This is a genomic window from Oceanirhabdus seepicola (assembly GCF_023684385.1).
Lineage (GTDB): Bacteria > Bacillota > Clostridia > Clostridiales > Clostridiaceae > Oceanirhabdus > Oceanirhabdus seepicola.
In genome coordinates this window covers 152,688-167,892 of sequence record NZ_JAGSOJ010000006.1, presented here as the reverse complement: position 1 = coordinate 167,892, position 15,205 = coordinate 152,688, and the positions used below count along the sequence as shown (strand labels likewise).

Sequence of the window (15,205 nt, the reverse complement as noted above, 5' to 3'; positions counted from 1 at the left end):
CACCCTTTCTTATTCTATAAAAATTGCTTATCCCCTTTATTTTTTATTCTCAAGTATAAAAAAACACTTGAAAATTTCTTTTCAAGTGTTTTATTCTCAAATATTAAAACAAAGATGTAATCAATACATATATCCAGTGGGCAGAAATTCCTGCACAGAGACCTCCAACTGTATGACTCAATATAGCCTTACCAGTAAGGTCTCTACATCCAAGCCCGTCCATCATTGCTACATGTGTACTTAAGTATCCACTCCAACACATTCCCATTGCTGTGAATACTGCAATCTCATTTCCACCTATAGTTCCACTTTTAAGTAATGGATCAACAAGACCTAAAGCGGCTCCAACAGCACCTAATGCTGTAATAGGGAAAGCTAGTGCTTCTCCACTTGTAAATCCAAATAACCATCCAAATATGGTCTTAAATATCCCTATTTCTCCTATAGCAGGAAGAAGTCTAACTCCTTCGAATGCAGCTCCAGTGTACCCTCCATCTGGCACTCCATATGTTAGCATCATTACCACTGTACATATTATAAGCACTCCAGGAATTATGCCCATTCCAAGCTCCACCCCTGCTTTACCACCATCAAGCATTGCTTCTAGTAATCTAGATGAAACACTTCCTTCTCTAACTTCTCTGAACTTCATAACATCTAAATCATCGCCATTACTTTCAACAGCCATCTCTTCTGTTCCAAATCGTTTCTTAGTGAATATCATCATTATTCTAACCGATACAATACTCCCAACTACAGCTCCTATATTTCCTACAAGTGCAGCGGTTGCCATACTTTCTCCAGTAGATGATACTTTTATTGCCATAGTAGTAGTAACTACTAGTCCCATTCCGAAAGCTGTACCCATATTAGTTAATGCTGGTAATTGAAACTTCTTAAAATATTTCTTAAATCCTTTATCACTAGCTAATGTTAGTATAGCCGGATTATCTGAAAGATAAGTTGTTACCATTCCAAGCGCCGCTGCTCCTGGAAGGTTATAAAGTGGTTTCATTAAAAGAGATAAACATTTATTAATTAATGCAACAATTCCAAACTCTGTTAAAATAGCTGCTACGGCACCTGCTAAAACTGAAATTGCCATTATATAAAATACAGTGTTTATCAATAAATCAAAGGCTGTATTCATCATAGTCTGTAGCATATTTGCTGTTCCCATGACAGAGCCTAAATACGTAAAAAATCCTAAAAACAAAAATAATGCAATAAACCCTTCAAAACCAATTGCTTTTTTAACCCTTTTATTATTTACTACCGGCTCAATAACTTCTGGATTAATATTCACTACTTGATTGTTCATACCTGTTCCCCCGAGTATTAATTTATTCCGATTTTTTCATTTACTATTGATTGAATTTTTTCACATTTCAACTTACCTTGATTTACTATGTGATTACATTTTTCTATAGTCTCATTCTTAAACTGCTCATTACTTATAGCAGTAAGATTTATTTTAACATTTAATACAGCACCTTCTATTGCGCTCTGAATCATCAATGCAGCAACACCTGCATCTGAAATAGCATTCTTATTTCCAAGTTCACATGCTGTTTCTATAAGGTTATACATATCAAATGATTTTTCTCCAACAATCATTGGAATAAGCATAGCTCTCTTATATGCTTCCTCAATTTTTTCTTTCCTTAAAGCCTTTTCCTCATCAGTCTCTTTAGGTAGCTTGTAAGCTTTCATTACTTCCATGAATTCCTCAGTATCCTTATTCATAAGGGTTAAAAATTCATCCTTAAGTGCTTGAGCCTCTTCAAGAGTATTATCTACTCGTTTCTGATCCTCTTCACTCATATTTTTGTAAGCTTTTTTCCCTACCGTTAAGCTAAAAACCATTGATGTTAAAGCAGCTCCAATACTTGCACTCAACGCTGCAACACTTCCACCACCTGGAGCAGGTGAATTCGATGCCAACTCATCAATGAATTCATTGACTTTTTTGTTATCTAGCATGGCTATTCCTCCTTAATTAACATGAAAATACTCAGAAAATTTTTCTTAACGATTTCATTATGGGGGATACAGGTATTTCTGTCAATAAAAAAAAATAAGATTTTTTTGATTAATTTTTATATTACGATTTTTCCATCTTTGATTACTTTATCTATCTGATTAATTCCAAAATGATACATTAAATAATTCAAATCCTTACTATCAAAAATAGCAACATCAGCCTTTTTCCCTATCTCAATACTTCCTATTTCATCTTGCCTGTTAATAGCACAAGCTGCATTATATGTCATAGCATTTATTATTTCTTCTGGAAACATTCCCATTCCAAAACATGCAAATGTCATCACAGTTTGTAATGATTCAGTAGGAGATGTTCCTGGATTACAATCTGTTGAAAGTGCTACTGCCACATCACCTTCAATAATCTTTCTAGCTTTTGCAAAATGATCTAACATTAAATAGAATGAAGTCGAAGGTAATAATACAGCAATTACATTATTATCACTCAAGGATTTAATTCCATCATCTGAAATTGCAACAAGATGTTCAGCTGATACTGCTTTAACTTCACCAGCTAGTTCTGCCCCTCCAATTGATACAACTTCATCAGCATGAATTTTGGCCTTAAGTCCCTTTTCCTGACCTGCTTTTAATATTCTTCTTGATTCTTCAACTGTGTATACCCCTTTTTCACAGAACACATCAATATACTCTGCAAGATTATTCTCAGCAACATGAGGTAACATCTGGTTAATTACAATGTTTATATATTTTTCTCTATCTTCTTTATACTCCATAGGTATTGCATGAGCCCCTAAGAATGTAGATACAATATCAATATGGTGTTTCTCATTCAATATTTTATTTACCTCTAAACACTTTATCTCACTCTCAAAATCTAACCCATACCCTGATTTACTCTCAATTGTTGTTGTCCCGTGAGCTAACATAGTATCTAGTCTCTTTTCCGCTTGTTCAACTAACTCTGCTGTAGTGGCTTCCCTTGTGTGTCTTACAGAGCTTAATATTCCACCACCACTTTTCAATATCTCAATATATCCAACTTTTTTTAATTTTAGTGGAAGTTCTCTTTCTCTTGACCCACCATAAACAACATGAGTATGACAATCTATCAATCCTGGTGTAACGGTTTTACCTCTTCCATCTATAATCTCTGTGTGGTTCTTAATATGTTCCTTATACCCATCACCACTACCTATTTTTATTATTCTATCTTCTTCAATTACTATAAATCCATTCTCAATTATTCCAGCTTCCATCATCTCTTTGCCTTTTTTAGGTCCTTCACCTTTACAAGTCACAAGACAATCTATGTTTTTAATGATAATAGACAATTATATCCCTCCTATTCCATAACTCTCTTTTCTAAAATTTGATCCATAGAGAAGTTCTCAATCTGAAGATAGTATTCAGCACATCCTATTAATGCAGCCATTGGAACTAGCCCTATAACCTCACTTCCCACAACTGGTACTCCATATCTCTTAGCTTCCATCTTAATCATTTCAAATGCTCTATATACAGCAGTTTTTTCATAATTAACAAGATTCATTGATACTTGTGCGATATTTCTCTCCTCAAGCATAACACCCATTGCCTTAACATATCTTAATCCACCACCTATATGTCTAACAACCTTACCTATCTTTGTTGCAACTTCTAGGTTATCTGTACCAAGATTCACATTGAATGCAACTAGTGGCACTCTAGCACTTATTGCTGTACATCCTGACTTCTCATTCATTTCTATTGGACCAAAATCAGGTTTCCATTGTTCTTCTTTTATTTTCTCAAAGAATCCTTCATATTGACCTTTCCTAACTTTTGCTAGATTCTTTCTATGAGTTGCAGTAGCTGCTTCTTCATATAAGTATACAGGCACACTATACATCTCTCCAATTTTTTCTCCAACCCTATTAGCCATTTCTTTACATTCATCCATTGTTACATCACTTATTGGTACAAATGGAACAACATCTAATGCTCCCATTCTTGGATGACCACCCTCATGCTTTGTCATATCTATATTTTCATAAACAACTCCAGCGAATTCTACTATAGCCTCCTCTAATTTAGCAGGATCCCCTATCACTGTGACAACTGTCCTATTGTGATCACTATCTGATGAGTAGTCAAGAAGTTTGACTCCGTCTCTTCCTCTCAATACATTTACTATTTTTTCAACTTTCTCCAAATCTCTTCCTTCACTAAAATTTGGTATACATTCAATTAACTTTGCCATAATTCTTCTCCTCCTAAATGTTAATTTTAATTATATCATTAACAGCATTATTGATTTTCTCGCTTTTCAATAACTCTGTACATAAATCAAGATCTTTATACATTACAATATCCTCTTCTATAAATTGTACTTCTTTTCTAATCTCATTGTAAGCAGTTTGTGTTGCCTCCCCAAGCTTAAATCCTTCTCTAAAGTCTATAGCTTGACATGCAGCCATCATCTCTGTTGCTACAACCCTATATGTGTTATTAATTATGTCTCTAGCTTTTCTAGCTGCAATTGTTCCCATACTAACATGATCTTCCTGATTAGCTGAAGAAGGAATCGAATCAACTGAAGCTGGATGTGCTAGTACCTTATTCTCAGATACTAATGCAGCTGCAGCATATTGAGTTATCATATATCCAGAGTTTAAACCACCCTTTTTAACTAAAAATGCAGGTAGATCATTTAACTGATAATTTATTAATCGCTCTAATCTTCGTTCTGAAATATTCCCAATCTCAGACATTGCGATACCAAGGAAATCAAATATTATTGCCATTGGTTGACCATGGAAATTACCACCGGAGTATACCTCTCCTTCCCTAGTAATAATAGGATTATCGGTAACTGAATTTATCTCAATTTCAACTTTTTCTCTTACATACCTATATGCATCTTTTGATGCTCCATGAACTTGCGGTATGCATCTTAATGAATATGCATCCTGTACTCTTATGTCCCCTTGTGAAGTAATAAAAGTACTTCCTTCCACAAGTTTAAGCATATTCTCTGCAGTATTAATTTGCCCTTGATGAGGTCTAATTTCATGTATTGCTGGGTTAAAGGCATCCCTTATACCTCTTAAAGCTTCTAATGTTAATGCTGATGTTATATCTGCAGCTTCAAGTAATATCTTAGAATCATATAAAGCTAATACACCCACAGCAGTCATAACTTGTGTTCCATTTATTAAAGCAAGCCCTTCTTTAGCAGTTAGTTCAATTATATCAATTCCTGCTAGTTCCATTGCTTTTTTACCAGTCATTCGCTCCCCATTAAATACTGCTTCCCCTTCTCCCAACATTGGTAATACCATATGGGCTAAAGGTGCTAAATCGCCTGAAGCTCCTAACGATCCTTTCTGAGGTATTATAGGTGTAACTCCCTTATTCAACATATCAATTAATGTATTTAAAGTTTCAACTCTAATCCCAGAGTACCCTTTAACAAGATTATTGATTCTTAGAAGCATTATAGCCCTTGTTTCATCAATGGAAAATGGTTCACCAAAACCACATGCATGTGATATTATGAGGTTCCTTTGTAAGGTTTTACAATCTTCTTGTGTGATTGTAACATCCGCGAACTTACCAAACCCAGTTGTTATTCCATATTTAACCACATCATTCTTAACTATTTCATCAACTATTTTTCTTGATTCCCTTACTTTGTCATATGCATCTTCACTGATAATAACCTCTTCATTCCCTCTAGCAATATGTACAACCTTTTCTATCGTCAAACTCTTCCCATCTATTACTATTTTCCCCATTTAATTTACCTCCTTAATTTTCTCAATATTATAAAAATTATAAATTTTCTTTATTGTACATCAAAAAAACCCAAAACATAATTATCAGAATTTTCTGAATATATAACCTCTGTTATCACTTTATCATACCATAGCAATTAAAACATAAAAGAAGCACGGCAAACCGTGCTAAAAAAACGGAGAATTGAGAATGTTTCGCTTTTTTAATATTTTAGGGCGCTATCATTAATTGTAAATGGTTCATTAAATTCATTCATAAAAACATATTCTCTTACATCTTTTTTTACATGTGATTCTTTAGTTTCATTAGGTTTTCCTACTGGTGTTAGAGCGATTACTTTATAGTCTGAAGGGATATTTAACATTCTTTTTATTTCGTTTTCATCAAATTCAGTTACCCAACAAGTACCGTATCCTTCTGCCGCTGCACTAAGAACAAAATGTTCCATAGCTATTGCTCCATCCATAAGGTAAAAATCTTTGCCATTCATAACTCCTGAATTTTCTGGTTTTCCAATAACTACACATGTTACTGGTGTATCTTTCACAGCTTCACTCATTTCAGAAGTACTATTTCTTATACAGTTACTTAAAGAGTTTTTGATATTATCATCTTCAACTATTATTATCTTATATGAAGTATTATTTTTATACGATGGAGAATTCATAGCACTATTTATCATTCTCTGAAGACTATCTCTATCAATACTATCATTCTTAAATTTCTTGTAACTTACTCGATTTTCTATTACATTATAAAAATCCATACAATCACTCCTTTGAGTTTATTGTTTGCATGAATTAATACTTTTATCAAAAGAACTCTTCAATTTTTTTATAATAACATCATAATTATATTTCTTCTCGATAAGTTCTCTATTTTCTATCCCTTTCTCTTCTATATCTTTATCATTCACCACTTTCACCATGGCATCCTTAATGACTTTTATATCATCATATTTTATAATTTCAACATTTCCATGAATCTTTAATTCTTCTGCAACTCCAACATCCGTTGATATTATCATATTTTTAAATAATGCTGCTTCAATAAGAACAAAACCAAAACTTTCAAATTCTGAATTTAGTATAAATGCTTTTGTCTTTTTATAGATATTATAAAGAGCTTTTCTCTCTCTTATTTCTCCTTTATAAATGATTCTATCATTTAAATCCTTATTTTCTTCTAAAAATATTTTATAGAACTTTTTAAACCTCTCCTCCATTGGACCCACCAATACTAATTTCCAATTGGTATTGGTTTTAGAGAATTCTTTAAATGCCTTTAAAATATTCTCTGTTTTTTTCTCTTCTGATCCTAATCTAGCCACGTGAAGAAATGAATTTTCTTTCTCAAACTTTTCTTCATTATTAATCTCATTTACCCAATCTAAGTCTACACCATTTGTAATATGAATAAGTTTACTTCCAAACTCACCAAATCTCTCTTTTAATGGTTCTATGAGTCTCTCCTGTTCAGCGCTTATAATATCAACTCTTTTTAAGTAAGCTTCAATAAATTTTCTCTCTATAGTGTTCATACTATCTAATCGTTCGATCAGCTTTTCACTGCAATCAAGTTTAAGATAGATCTTCCCTTTCCTGTTAAAGAACTTATAAACCATTGAATATACTACTGAATATGATGTCATATGGAATATTTGAAGTATATCGATTTTCTTACTATTTTTTAATAAATATAAACATCCATCTAATATATAATTATTAAATATTTTTTTTAGAAATTCTATCTTAAGTCCTTTAACTTCATCTTCTAAATAGGAATATTCGTCTTGGTTATAACATGTAATCCAAGAATTATACCCATATGACTTATAAAGTTTATATGGAATCATTCCCATATCTTTCACAAGATTTACATTACTAGTATTAGGATATAAAACACAATAATTAACCATATTCTTTCTCCAATCTATTTTAAAAATGTACGTAATGTATTCAGATACCCACTTTTGTACAACACCCCAAAGTACACCAAAATACTAATTGGGATAACTAAAATTATATTAATTTCAGCTATTTTAAAAACAATCAAAATAGCAGTTAATAAACAAATAGCTGGTAATATTTTTATTGTTTCTTTTAAATAAGATAAATTCACATTTTCTCTAACACTTAATGCCATTAATACAAACGTCATAATCTCACAAAATAACGTTGATAATGCAGCTCCCTCTATTCCAATATTTGTTATTGCAATATAATTTATTATAATATTTGCTATGGCTGAAATTCCTATTATCTTTAGATAAATTCTTTCTTTTCCCCAAGCATTTAAACTGTATGCACATAACTCTCTTATAAATAAAACCATAAAATATATCATAAGTATTTTAAGAGTCATACTTCCTTCAATATATTTTTTCCCAAATAATAAAACCAGTATCTCTTTTGAAAAGATGAAACCTCCAATTGAAATAGGTATTGCAAACATAATTACAACTCTAGTTAGCAATCCAAAGAAGCTTCTCAATTCCTGTCCTTTAAGTTTTGTTAACTTAGGATATGTAACATTAAATAAAACTGCAATCATACTTATGAGAAAGAAAATTAATTTATATGAATTCGAATAGATTCCTAGTTCATGCTCATTCAAAAGTTCTCCAACCATTATTGTATCAACATTTCCATTGATTGTAGATAGTATACTAGTCATAACAAATGGAAGAGCCATTGTCAATAATAGTTTGCGCTTCATTCTATCCCTTTTACTAAAGGAAAAACCCTTACTTTTAAATTTATAAATATGATAACATCCAGCCATAATCAATCCTATTAAAAAAGCAATTGGTATAACATATACATCGCTATCACTTTTAAGAAACGCTACAATAATACATAATGGTATTATTACTTTTATTACATTAAATACTCCATTATGCTTCATTTCATATATGCCAGTAAAGAACCAATCAAGATTAAAACATAAAGGTATTAATGTTAAAGAATATAATAATAATATTGTGCTGAAACTCTCTCCTTTTGTCATTAACATGGCTATAATTGCAATTACCACTATTGATAATAATGCAATAATCATTCTTATTGATATTACTGAATAAACTATCTCATCTTTTTCTACACTTTTTACAACTTCTTTAGAACCAAGCGTTTGAAATCCGAAGAGTGTTAAAAGGGTAAAATAAAGTATAATAGCTTGGCTTAAATTGACCAAACCAACTACATCAACAGACAATACTCTACTTATATATATGATTATTATTAAATTCACTATTTGAACCCCTATAGTACAAACAAACATATACATGAGATTCTTTTTAAGACTACTATTTGTATTCATTATCTTTTTCCTTCAATCCTCTTAAAATGAATTTTGGAATTACAGTTAATCTTTTTATTCTAAAAGGTTCCTTTATTACTCTATATGCCCATTCTAATCCAATCTTAATCATCCATTTAGGTGCTCTTTTTAATTTCCCACCAAGAATATCAATACTTCCGCCAACTCCCATTGCAATATTAAAATTCATTTTATTAAAGTTTTCATAAATGAACTTTTCTTGTTTAGGACACCCTAGTGCCACTACTAATAAATCTGGTGAACACTCATTAATTTCTTCCATTACTTTATCAGTATCTTTAAAATAGCCATCACGGTATCCACAAATGTTAATACCCGAGAATTTATACGCAATGTTTTTAACAGCTTCATTTAAAGTATCTTTATCTGCTCCCAATATATATACCTTTTTATTTCTCTCAGAACATACCTTTAATAATGATGTTAATACTTCTATCCCTGCAATTTTTTCTTTTAATTTCTTTTTCTTCAGTTTGCATAATAGAACAGTACCAATACCATCTGGTACAATAATAGTATTACTGGATTTAAAATGCTGATTAAGCTCTTTATCATTTAATCCTTCATATAATATTGCTGGATTGCCTGAAAGGACTACCTTTTTACTATTCCATTCAATTTCGTCATCAATTAATGATTTAATATCCTTATTATAAATACTATATCCTAAAATTTTGCTGTAGTTTTCCATATTAAATACCTACCTTGCCCCTTCTTTTCTTAATACAGAAAATATTGTATTGAAAAGAATTTTAATATCATAAAATACAGAAAAATTCTTAATGTATTTTAAATCATAATAAATTGTTTTTCCTAGTTCTATTTCTCCTCTTCCACTAATTTGAGCTAGTCCTGTTATTCCTGGTAAAACCAAAAGTCTCTGCTTATATTCTTGCGGATAATGTTCTACTACTTCAGTTATTTCTGGTCTTGGACCTACTAAACTCATATTGCCAATCAATACATTAAACAATTGAGGTATTTCATCAAGACTAGTTTTCCTAAGGAATTTCCCTACTTTAGTTATTCTAGGATCTTCTCCACTTTGAAAAACAAACTCATGTATATTTTCAATTTCTAGTTTTTGTTCTTTATGAGCATTTTGTCTCATTGTTCTAAATTTAAATATTTTAAAGTTCTTATTATTCTTTCCTACTCTACTCTGTTTAAATATAACTGGACCTTTACTATCAAGTTTAATAGCAATGCTAATTAAAGCAAATACTGGTAGAAGTATTACTATTCCTATAATTGACAGAGTAATGTCCATTATTCTTTTAAGAAAGAATTGGAACCCCTTACGTTTGATGTCTTCATATTCATCTATTTTTTCAAAATCATATGTTACTTTATTGTCTTTTATCATTACTCATTCTCCTTTGCTCATATCCCCATGCCAAAGCCGTAAACATCCAAAAGTAAGTAGTTAGTTTAGGTACAAAGAAAAGATCATCACTCAAATTCATAAATAGAAAACCTATAAAACTGCACATAAATCCCGTGAAAAATAATCTACAAATGGAATTTTTACATTCTTTAGCACATAAATATACGCTCTTACCACCAAATAATATTATACTCATAAAAATTATTAATGCAGTAATTCCAAGTTCACTCCACACTTTTAAAAAAGAATTATGTGGTGGCATATTAAGAAAAGAATGAAAGCTAACTTCAGGGTAATGTATTCTATATATATTATAAGTTTCTCTAAAGTTACCGTTTCCTATCCCCTTTATTGGATTATCTCTTATTATCATTCCAGCGCATTTCCACAACCTTAATCTACCATCATTTAATGCCATGTCAAATATATTCCGACTTTTCAATACAATTGCGCCTAAAATTCCTAATGCTCCAACTCCATACATTGCTCTTTTATCGTATATAATAGCTAAAATCACCCCACCACATACTATTCCTATAACACCATTTCTAGACATAGTGAACGCTAAATTAACCATTATAAGCATTATTACAATAACATAACTATATTTCTTTTCTTTAAATATCTTTTGAAAACTATATACTGCTATAGGATAAAATAGAAGCACTAAAAATCCAGCATATGTATTCGGATTTTCAAAGGTTCCGTGAATTTTATTAAATCTATAAGCTTCTGTACTAAAATCTGAAATCATGAATGCTCCAGTAGAAAACTGAATTATTCCAATGATACATTGAATTATCACTATTAATAAAATCAAATTTATCAATGGTTTTATCCACTTCTCTTCACAATAATCGTATCCTATAATAATCATCAATATTACATATGTTAAAAACCTACAGCTTTCTTTTACTGCAGTAACCTTAAAAGCACTATAACTGATACTCAAAAACATTATGAAACACAGTGCTAGCAAAAAGAGAAAGAAGAGTGAAGAACAACTCTTCTTTAGATATTTTAAAAATACTCTTCTCTCATCCTTAAATATTACTATTCTGCAGAAAAATAACAAGAAGAACATAAAGAGAATAATGTCACTCTTTATTCTTACATTTATAATAGGAATTACTCTGTTACTAAATGGCATAATTATCAAGAAAATTCCTAGCAAATAATCATTAATTTTTTTTAGTTTAGTTTCCATATTCCCACCATTATTTTTTATATTTATCACAAATATATTTAACACAATCTATAACATATTTTACATCTTCATCTTTCATCTTTGGATAAAACGGAAGTGAAATAGTCCTATTAAAATAATCTTCACAAACCGGGAAGTCTCCCTCTTTATAAGAAAAACGCTCTTTATAATAACTCATAAGATGTACTGGAATAAAATGCACACTAGTTCCAACATTCATTTCATTAAGTTCTTGAATAAACTCATCTCTATCAATTGATAATTTCTCAATTTCAAGTTCAATTGCGTATAAGTGCCATGCATGTCTTGTGTAAGATTTCACCTTTGGAATTCTTACAAATTCACATTCCTTAAATCCTTCACTATAGAGTCTAGCTAATTCTTCTCTTCTCTCTTGCATACACTCTAATTTACCTAATTGCGCTAAACCAAGTCCTGCTTGCAATCCTGTCATATTATATTTAAATCCAGGATAACTAATATCATATCTCCAACTACCTTTTTTACCATATCTATTCCAAGCGTTTTTAGTCATTCCATGAAGACTTACTTCTCTAGCCATATTTGCAATATTCTCATCATCCGTAGTTAGTATTCCACCTTCTCCAGTACATAAATTTTTAGTATAATAAAAACTGAATGAAGTTGTATTTCCTATACTACCGATCATTTTATCCTTATATTTAGTATAAGTAGCGTGAGCACCATCCTCTGAAATAAATAGGTTATGCTCTTCTGCTATCTTCATAATCTTATCCATATCACAAGCATGCCCTGCAAAATGAACTGGAACAATTGCTTTCGTTCTATCTGTAATTTTCTCTCTGATTTTTTCTGGATCAATACATTTAGTTTCAGGATCTATATCCACAAAAACAGGTGTTGCTCCAGTATGTATAATAGTATTTGCAGAAGCTGCAAATGTAAGAGGTGTTGTTATAACCTCATCACCTTCACCTACTCCAGCACATATTAGTGATGTATGTAATGCTGCTGTTGCTGAATTCATTGCTACAGCATATTTTGCTCCCACAAGATCTTTAAATTTTTCTTCAAACTCATTAGTTACTTTACCTCTTGATAACCATCCACTTTTTAAAGTTGCAATAATAGATTCAATATCACTTTCTTCAATTAATGCATCATAATATTTAAGGAATTCAGCTCTTTTCTCCATTCCATCATCTCCTGTTCATTATTTACATACTTCTATTAAAAGTTTTTCCAGCTTATCAGCAATTTTTATTCTATTGTAATGCTCATCCACATATTTTTTCCCATTTTTACCCATACTTTTAAGCAAAGCTCTATCGTTATATAATTTCAGTATAGCCGCCGCCATCTCTTCACTATTCTCAGGCTCAACAGGTATCCCAGCATGTGCATTATTAATTAACCTTTCAGCCTCGCCCTCTACCCCTAGTATTACCGGAATTTCAGATACTAATGCTTCAAACATTTTTGATGGCAATGCACCTTTGAAAATATCTTTCTTTTTTAATGGAATCAAGGTTACATCCATGGAAGCAACAATTTTAGGCATATGCTTCTTAGGTTGAATTGGTACAAATATCACATTATCTAACTTATATTCCTCAACCATCTCCATAAGCTTTTTCTTCTCTGCACCATCTCCAATTAGAACAATACGTATATCATCATTATCCTTTATCAATCTAGCTGCCTCAATTACACTATCTAAACCTTGTGCAAGTCCATGTGTACCTGCATATCCTACAAAGAATTTTTCTCCAACTCCTATTTCTTCTCTAAATTTTTCATCATAGAATTTTTTTGAGAATAAAGATGTATCAACACCATTAGTTATTAAATGAATCTTTTCTTCGTTAAATCCTCTGTCAATTATATTTTCTATAATCCCTTGCGTCTGTCCTAAAATCATATTTGACTTCTTATAACAAAACTCTTCAAGCCATGTTGACATTTTTATAAATAGTTTGTTATTAAGAGCTCCTAATTTAACTGCTGACTCTGGCCATAAGTCCGATATATTGAAAACAAATTTAGCCCCTGTCTTTTTACACAATTTATATCCTGACCACCCTAAGAATAGAGGTGGTGATTCAGTTATTATCACATCTGGATTACCTACAAGTTTTTTCCCCTGTACTACAGATGATATTGTAAAAGAAAAATATTCAATAAGCCTTTTAATAAAACTCTTTTCCTTTGCTGGACTTATCCACGTTCTTATTATTTTGATTCCTTCCAATTCTTCAACCATACTTTTCTGTCCTTGATACTCTGGGAAAATTTCTCCTCTTGGATAATTGGGAAAAGCGGTAAGAATAGAAACTTCATGCCCTTTTTTCTTTAGTAGCTTAGCCATTTCAAATATTCTATTCTGTGGTGCTCCTACTTCTGGAGGACAATATTGCGTTAAAAATACTATATTCATTTTACCCTCCTATTTACTACTGATGATATCCGTTATTTTTTTTGAAGCGTTTCCTTCTCCAAAGACATTTATTCTCTCACTGATTGGATTAAAATGCTTTATATTTTCAACAATCATTCCTTTATCAGCTCCAACAATAACATTCCAACCATTGCTGATAGTCTCAACCCACTCAGTTTCGTCTCTAAGTGTTATACATGGTACGCCCATAAAAAACGCTTCCTTCTGCACACCGCCACTATCAGTTACAATTTTCTTAGCGTTACTTTCTAAGGCTATCATATCTAAATATCCTACTGGATCAATAACTTTTATATTTTTCCCTAGCTCAATTCCGTATTCTTTAATATATTTATTTGTTCTTGGGTGAAGTGGTAATATTATATTCTCTCCACTCTCTTCAAGCCCTTTAAATATGCTCTTTAATCTATCTTGATGATTAGTATTTTCTGCTCTATGTATTGTTGCTAAAATATATTCATTCTTCTTTAAATGTGATTTCTCTAGTATTTGAGATTTTTTCTTTGATAATTCCGAAAAGAATAGCACTCCATCATACATAACATCTCCTACACTAAATATGTTAGATAGCCCTTCATTCTTCAAATTCTCATCTGCGGTTTTGGTAGGAGTAAAAAGATATTTAGATATATGATCCGTAAGTATTCTATTCTGTTCTTCTGGCATATTCATATTTCTACTTCTCAATCCTGCTTCAACATGAGCAACTGGGATAAGTAATTTACTTGCAGCTAGTGCACCTGCTAAGGTAGAATTTGTATCACCATAAACAAGCACTAAATCTGGTTTCTCTTTTAAATATATCTCTTCAATTTTACTTAACATTTCTCCTGTTTGCTTTCCATGATTTCCTGATCCTACTTCAAGATTAAAGTCTGGCTTTGGTATCTCAAGTTCATCAAAGAAAACACTAGACATATTTTCATCATAGTGCTGTCCAGTATGTATTATCAATTCTGTATGTTTTTTTCTTAATTCTTTTGAAACTGCAGCACACTTAATAAATTGTGGTCGTGCACCTATAACAGTTATTATCTTCATAATC

Annotated in this window: 14 protein-coding genes; all 14 read right to left on the bottom strand. The window is 31.3% G+C overall.

Translation table 11 applies throughout. The annotated features are described in order from the left end of the window. Window positions 1–103: 103 nt before the first annotated feature. Window positions 104–1,321 (bottom strand): CD0519/CD1768 family membrane protein, encoded by a 1,218-nt coding sequence (locus KDK92_RS22585; RefSeq protein ID WP_250861679.1) that lies wholly within the window; start codon window positions 1,319–1,321, stop codon window positions 104–106. Between the two features lie 17 nt (window positions 1,322–1,338). Beyond that, entirely contained in the window at window positions 1,339–1,983 is a 645-nt protein-coding gene (locus KDK92_RS22580; protein WP_250861678.1) for a cyclodeaminase/cyclohydrolase family protein, read from the bottom strand. Between the two features lie 116 nt (window positions 1,984–2,099). Then, window positions 2,100–3,338, bottom strand: a complete 1,239-nt coding sequence (gene hutI, locus KDK92_RS22575; protein ID WP_250861677.1) for an imidazolonepropionase — start codon at window positions 3,336–3,338, stop codon at window positions 2,100–2,102. Window positions 3,339–3,349: 11 nt separating this feature from the next. After that, window positions 3,350–4,246 carry a glutamate formimidoyltransferase gene (gene ftcD, locus KDK92_RS22570; RefSeq protein WP_250861676.1) on the bottom strand — a complete coding sequence of 299 codons (897 nt, stop codon included), beginning with the start codon at window positions 4,244–4,246 and terminating at the stop codon, window positions 3,350–3,352. A gap of 13 nt (window positions 4,247–4,259) precedes the next feature. Then, entirely contained in the window at window positions 4,260–5,783 is a 1,524-nt protein-coding gene (hutH, locus tag KDK92_RS22565; RefSeq protein WP_250861675.1) for a histidine ammonia-lyase, read from the bottom strand. A gap of 203 nt (window positions 5,784–5,986) precedes the next feature. Further along, entirely contained in the window at window positions 5,987–6,550 is a 564-nt protein-coding gene (locus KDK92_RS22560) for a nitroreductase family protein (protein ID WP_250861674.1), read from the bottom strand. Between the two features lie 18 nt (window positions 6,551–6,568). Beyond that, window positions 6,569–7,702, bottom strand: coding sequence for a glycosyltransferase family 4 protein (locus tag KDK92_RS22555; RefSeq protein ID WP_250861673.1), 1,134 nt, complete (start codon window positions 7,700–7,702; stop codon window positions 6,569–6,571). Window positions 7,703–7,716: 14 nt separating this feature from the next. Next, window positions 7,717–9,105 (bottom strand): flippase, encoded by a 1,389-nt coding sequence (locus tag KDK92_RS22550; RefSeq protein WP_250861672.1) that lies wholly within the window; start codon window positions 9,103–9,105, stop codon window positions 7,717–7,719. Then, a complete protein-coding gene (locus tag KDK92_RS22545) occupies window positions 9,092–9,817 on the bottom strand; it encodes a WecB/TagA/CpsF family glycosyltransferase (RefSeq protein ID WP_250861671.1) in 726 nt (241 codons plus the stop codon). Before KDK92_RS22545 ends, KDK92_RS22550 begins: the two co-directional genes overlap by 14 nt. Before the next feature lie 9 nt (window positions 9,818–9,826). Next, a complete protein-coding gene (locus KDK92_RS22540; protein ID WP_250861670.1) occupies window positions 9,827–10,492 on the bottom strand; it encodes a sugar transferase in 666 nt (221 codons plus the stop codon). After that, entirely contained in the window at window positions 10,476–11,720 is a 1,245-nt protein-coding gene (locus KDK92_RS22535; protein ID WP_250861669.1) for an O-antigen ligase family protein, read from the bottom strand. Before KDK92_RS22535 ends, KDK92_RS22540 begins: the two co-directional genes overlap by 17 nt. Window positions 11,721–11,730: 10 nt before the next feature. Beyond that, entirely contained in the window at window positions 11,731–12,897 is a 1,167-nt protein-coding gene (locus KDK92_RS22530; RefSeq protein ID WP_250861667.1) for a DegT/DnrJ/EryC1/StrS family aminotransferase, read from the bottom strand. Window positions 12,898–12,915: 18 nt separating this feature from the next. After that, on the bottom strand, window positions 12,916–14,139 hold the full coding sequence (locus tag KDK92_RS22525; RefSeq protein ID WP_250861666.1) for a glycosyltransferase family 4 protein: 1,224 nt from the start codon (window positions 14,137–14,139) through the stop codon (window positions 12,916–12,918). Between the two features lie 9 nt (window positions 14,140–14,148). After that, window positions 14,149–15,201 (bottom strand): non-hydrolyzing UDP-N-acetylglucosamine 2-epimerase, encoded by a 1,053-nt coding sequence (gene wecB / locus KDK92_RS22520; protein WP_250861665.1) that lies wholly within the window; start codon window positions 15,199–15,201, stop codon window positions 14,149–14,151. Window positions 15,202–15,205 lie beyond the last annotated feature (4 nt).

What these genes read in the sequence shown, in the direction of transcription:
- KDK92_RS22585 (WP_250861679.1), bottom strand. Translation starts at nt 1,321, where the DNA reads ATGAACAATCAAGTAGTGAATATTAATCCAGAAGTTATTGAGCCGGTA.
- KDK92_RS22580 (WP_250861678.1), bottom strand. Translation starts at nt 1,983, where the DNA reads ATGCTAGATAACAAAAAAGTCAATGAATTCATTGATGAGTTGGCATCG.
- ftcD (WP_250861676.1), bottom strand. Translation starts at nt 4,246, where the DNA reads ATGGCAAAGTTAATTGAATGTATACCAAATTTTAGTGAAGGAAGAGAT.
- hutH (WP_250861675.1), bottom strand. Translation starts at nt 5,783, where the DNA reads ATGGGGAAAATAGTAATAGATGGGAAGAGTTTGACGATAGAAAAGGTT.
- KDK92_RS22560 (WP_250861674.1), bottom strand. Translation starts at nt 6,550, where the DNA reads ATGGATTTTTATAATGTAATAGAAAATCGAGTAAGTTACAAGAAATTT.
- KDK92_RS22555 (WP_250861673.1), bottom strand. Translation starts at nt 7,702, where the DNA reads ATGGTTAATTATTGTGTTTTATATCCTAATACTAGTAATGTAAATCTT.
- KDK92_RS22550 (WP_250861672.1), bottom strand. Translation starts at nt 9,105, where the DNA reads ATGAATACAAATAGTAGTCTTAAAAAGAATCTCATGTATATGTTTGTT.
- KDK92_RS22545 (WP_250861671.1), bottom strand. Translation starts at nt 9,817, where the DNA reads ATGGAAAACTACAGCAAAATTTTAGGATATAGTATTTATAATAAGGAT.
- KDK92_RS22540 (WP_250861670.1), bottom strand. Translation starts at nt 10,492, where the DNA reads ATGATAAAAGACAATAAAGTAACATATGATTTTGAAAAAATAGATGAA.
- KDK92_RS22535 (WP_250861669.1), bottom strand. Translation starts at nt 11,720, where the DNA reads ATGGAAACTAAACTAAAAAAAATTAATGATTATTTGCTAGGAATTTTC.
- KDK92_RS22530 (WP_250861667.1), bottom strand. Translation starts at nt 12,897, where the DNA reads ATGGAGAAAAGAGCTGAATTCCTTAAATATTATGATGCATTAATTGAA.
- KDK92_RS22525 (WP_250861666.1), bottom strand. Translation starts at nt 14,139, where the DNA reads ATGAATATAGTATTTTTAACGCAATATTGTCCTCCAGAAGTAGGAGCA.
- wecB (WP_250861665.1), bottom strand. Translation starts at nt 15,201, where the DNA reads ATGAAGATAATAACTGTTATAGGTGCACGACCACAATTTATTAAGTGT.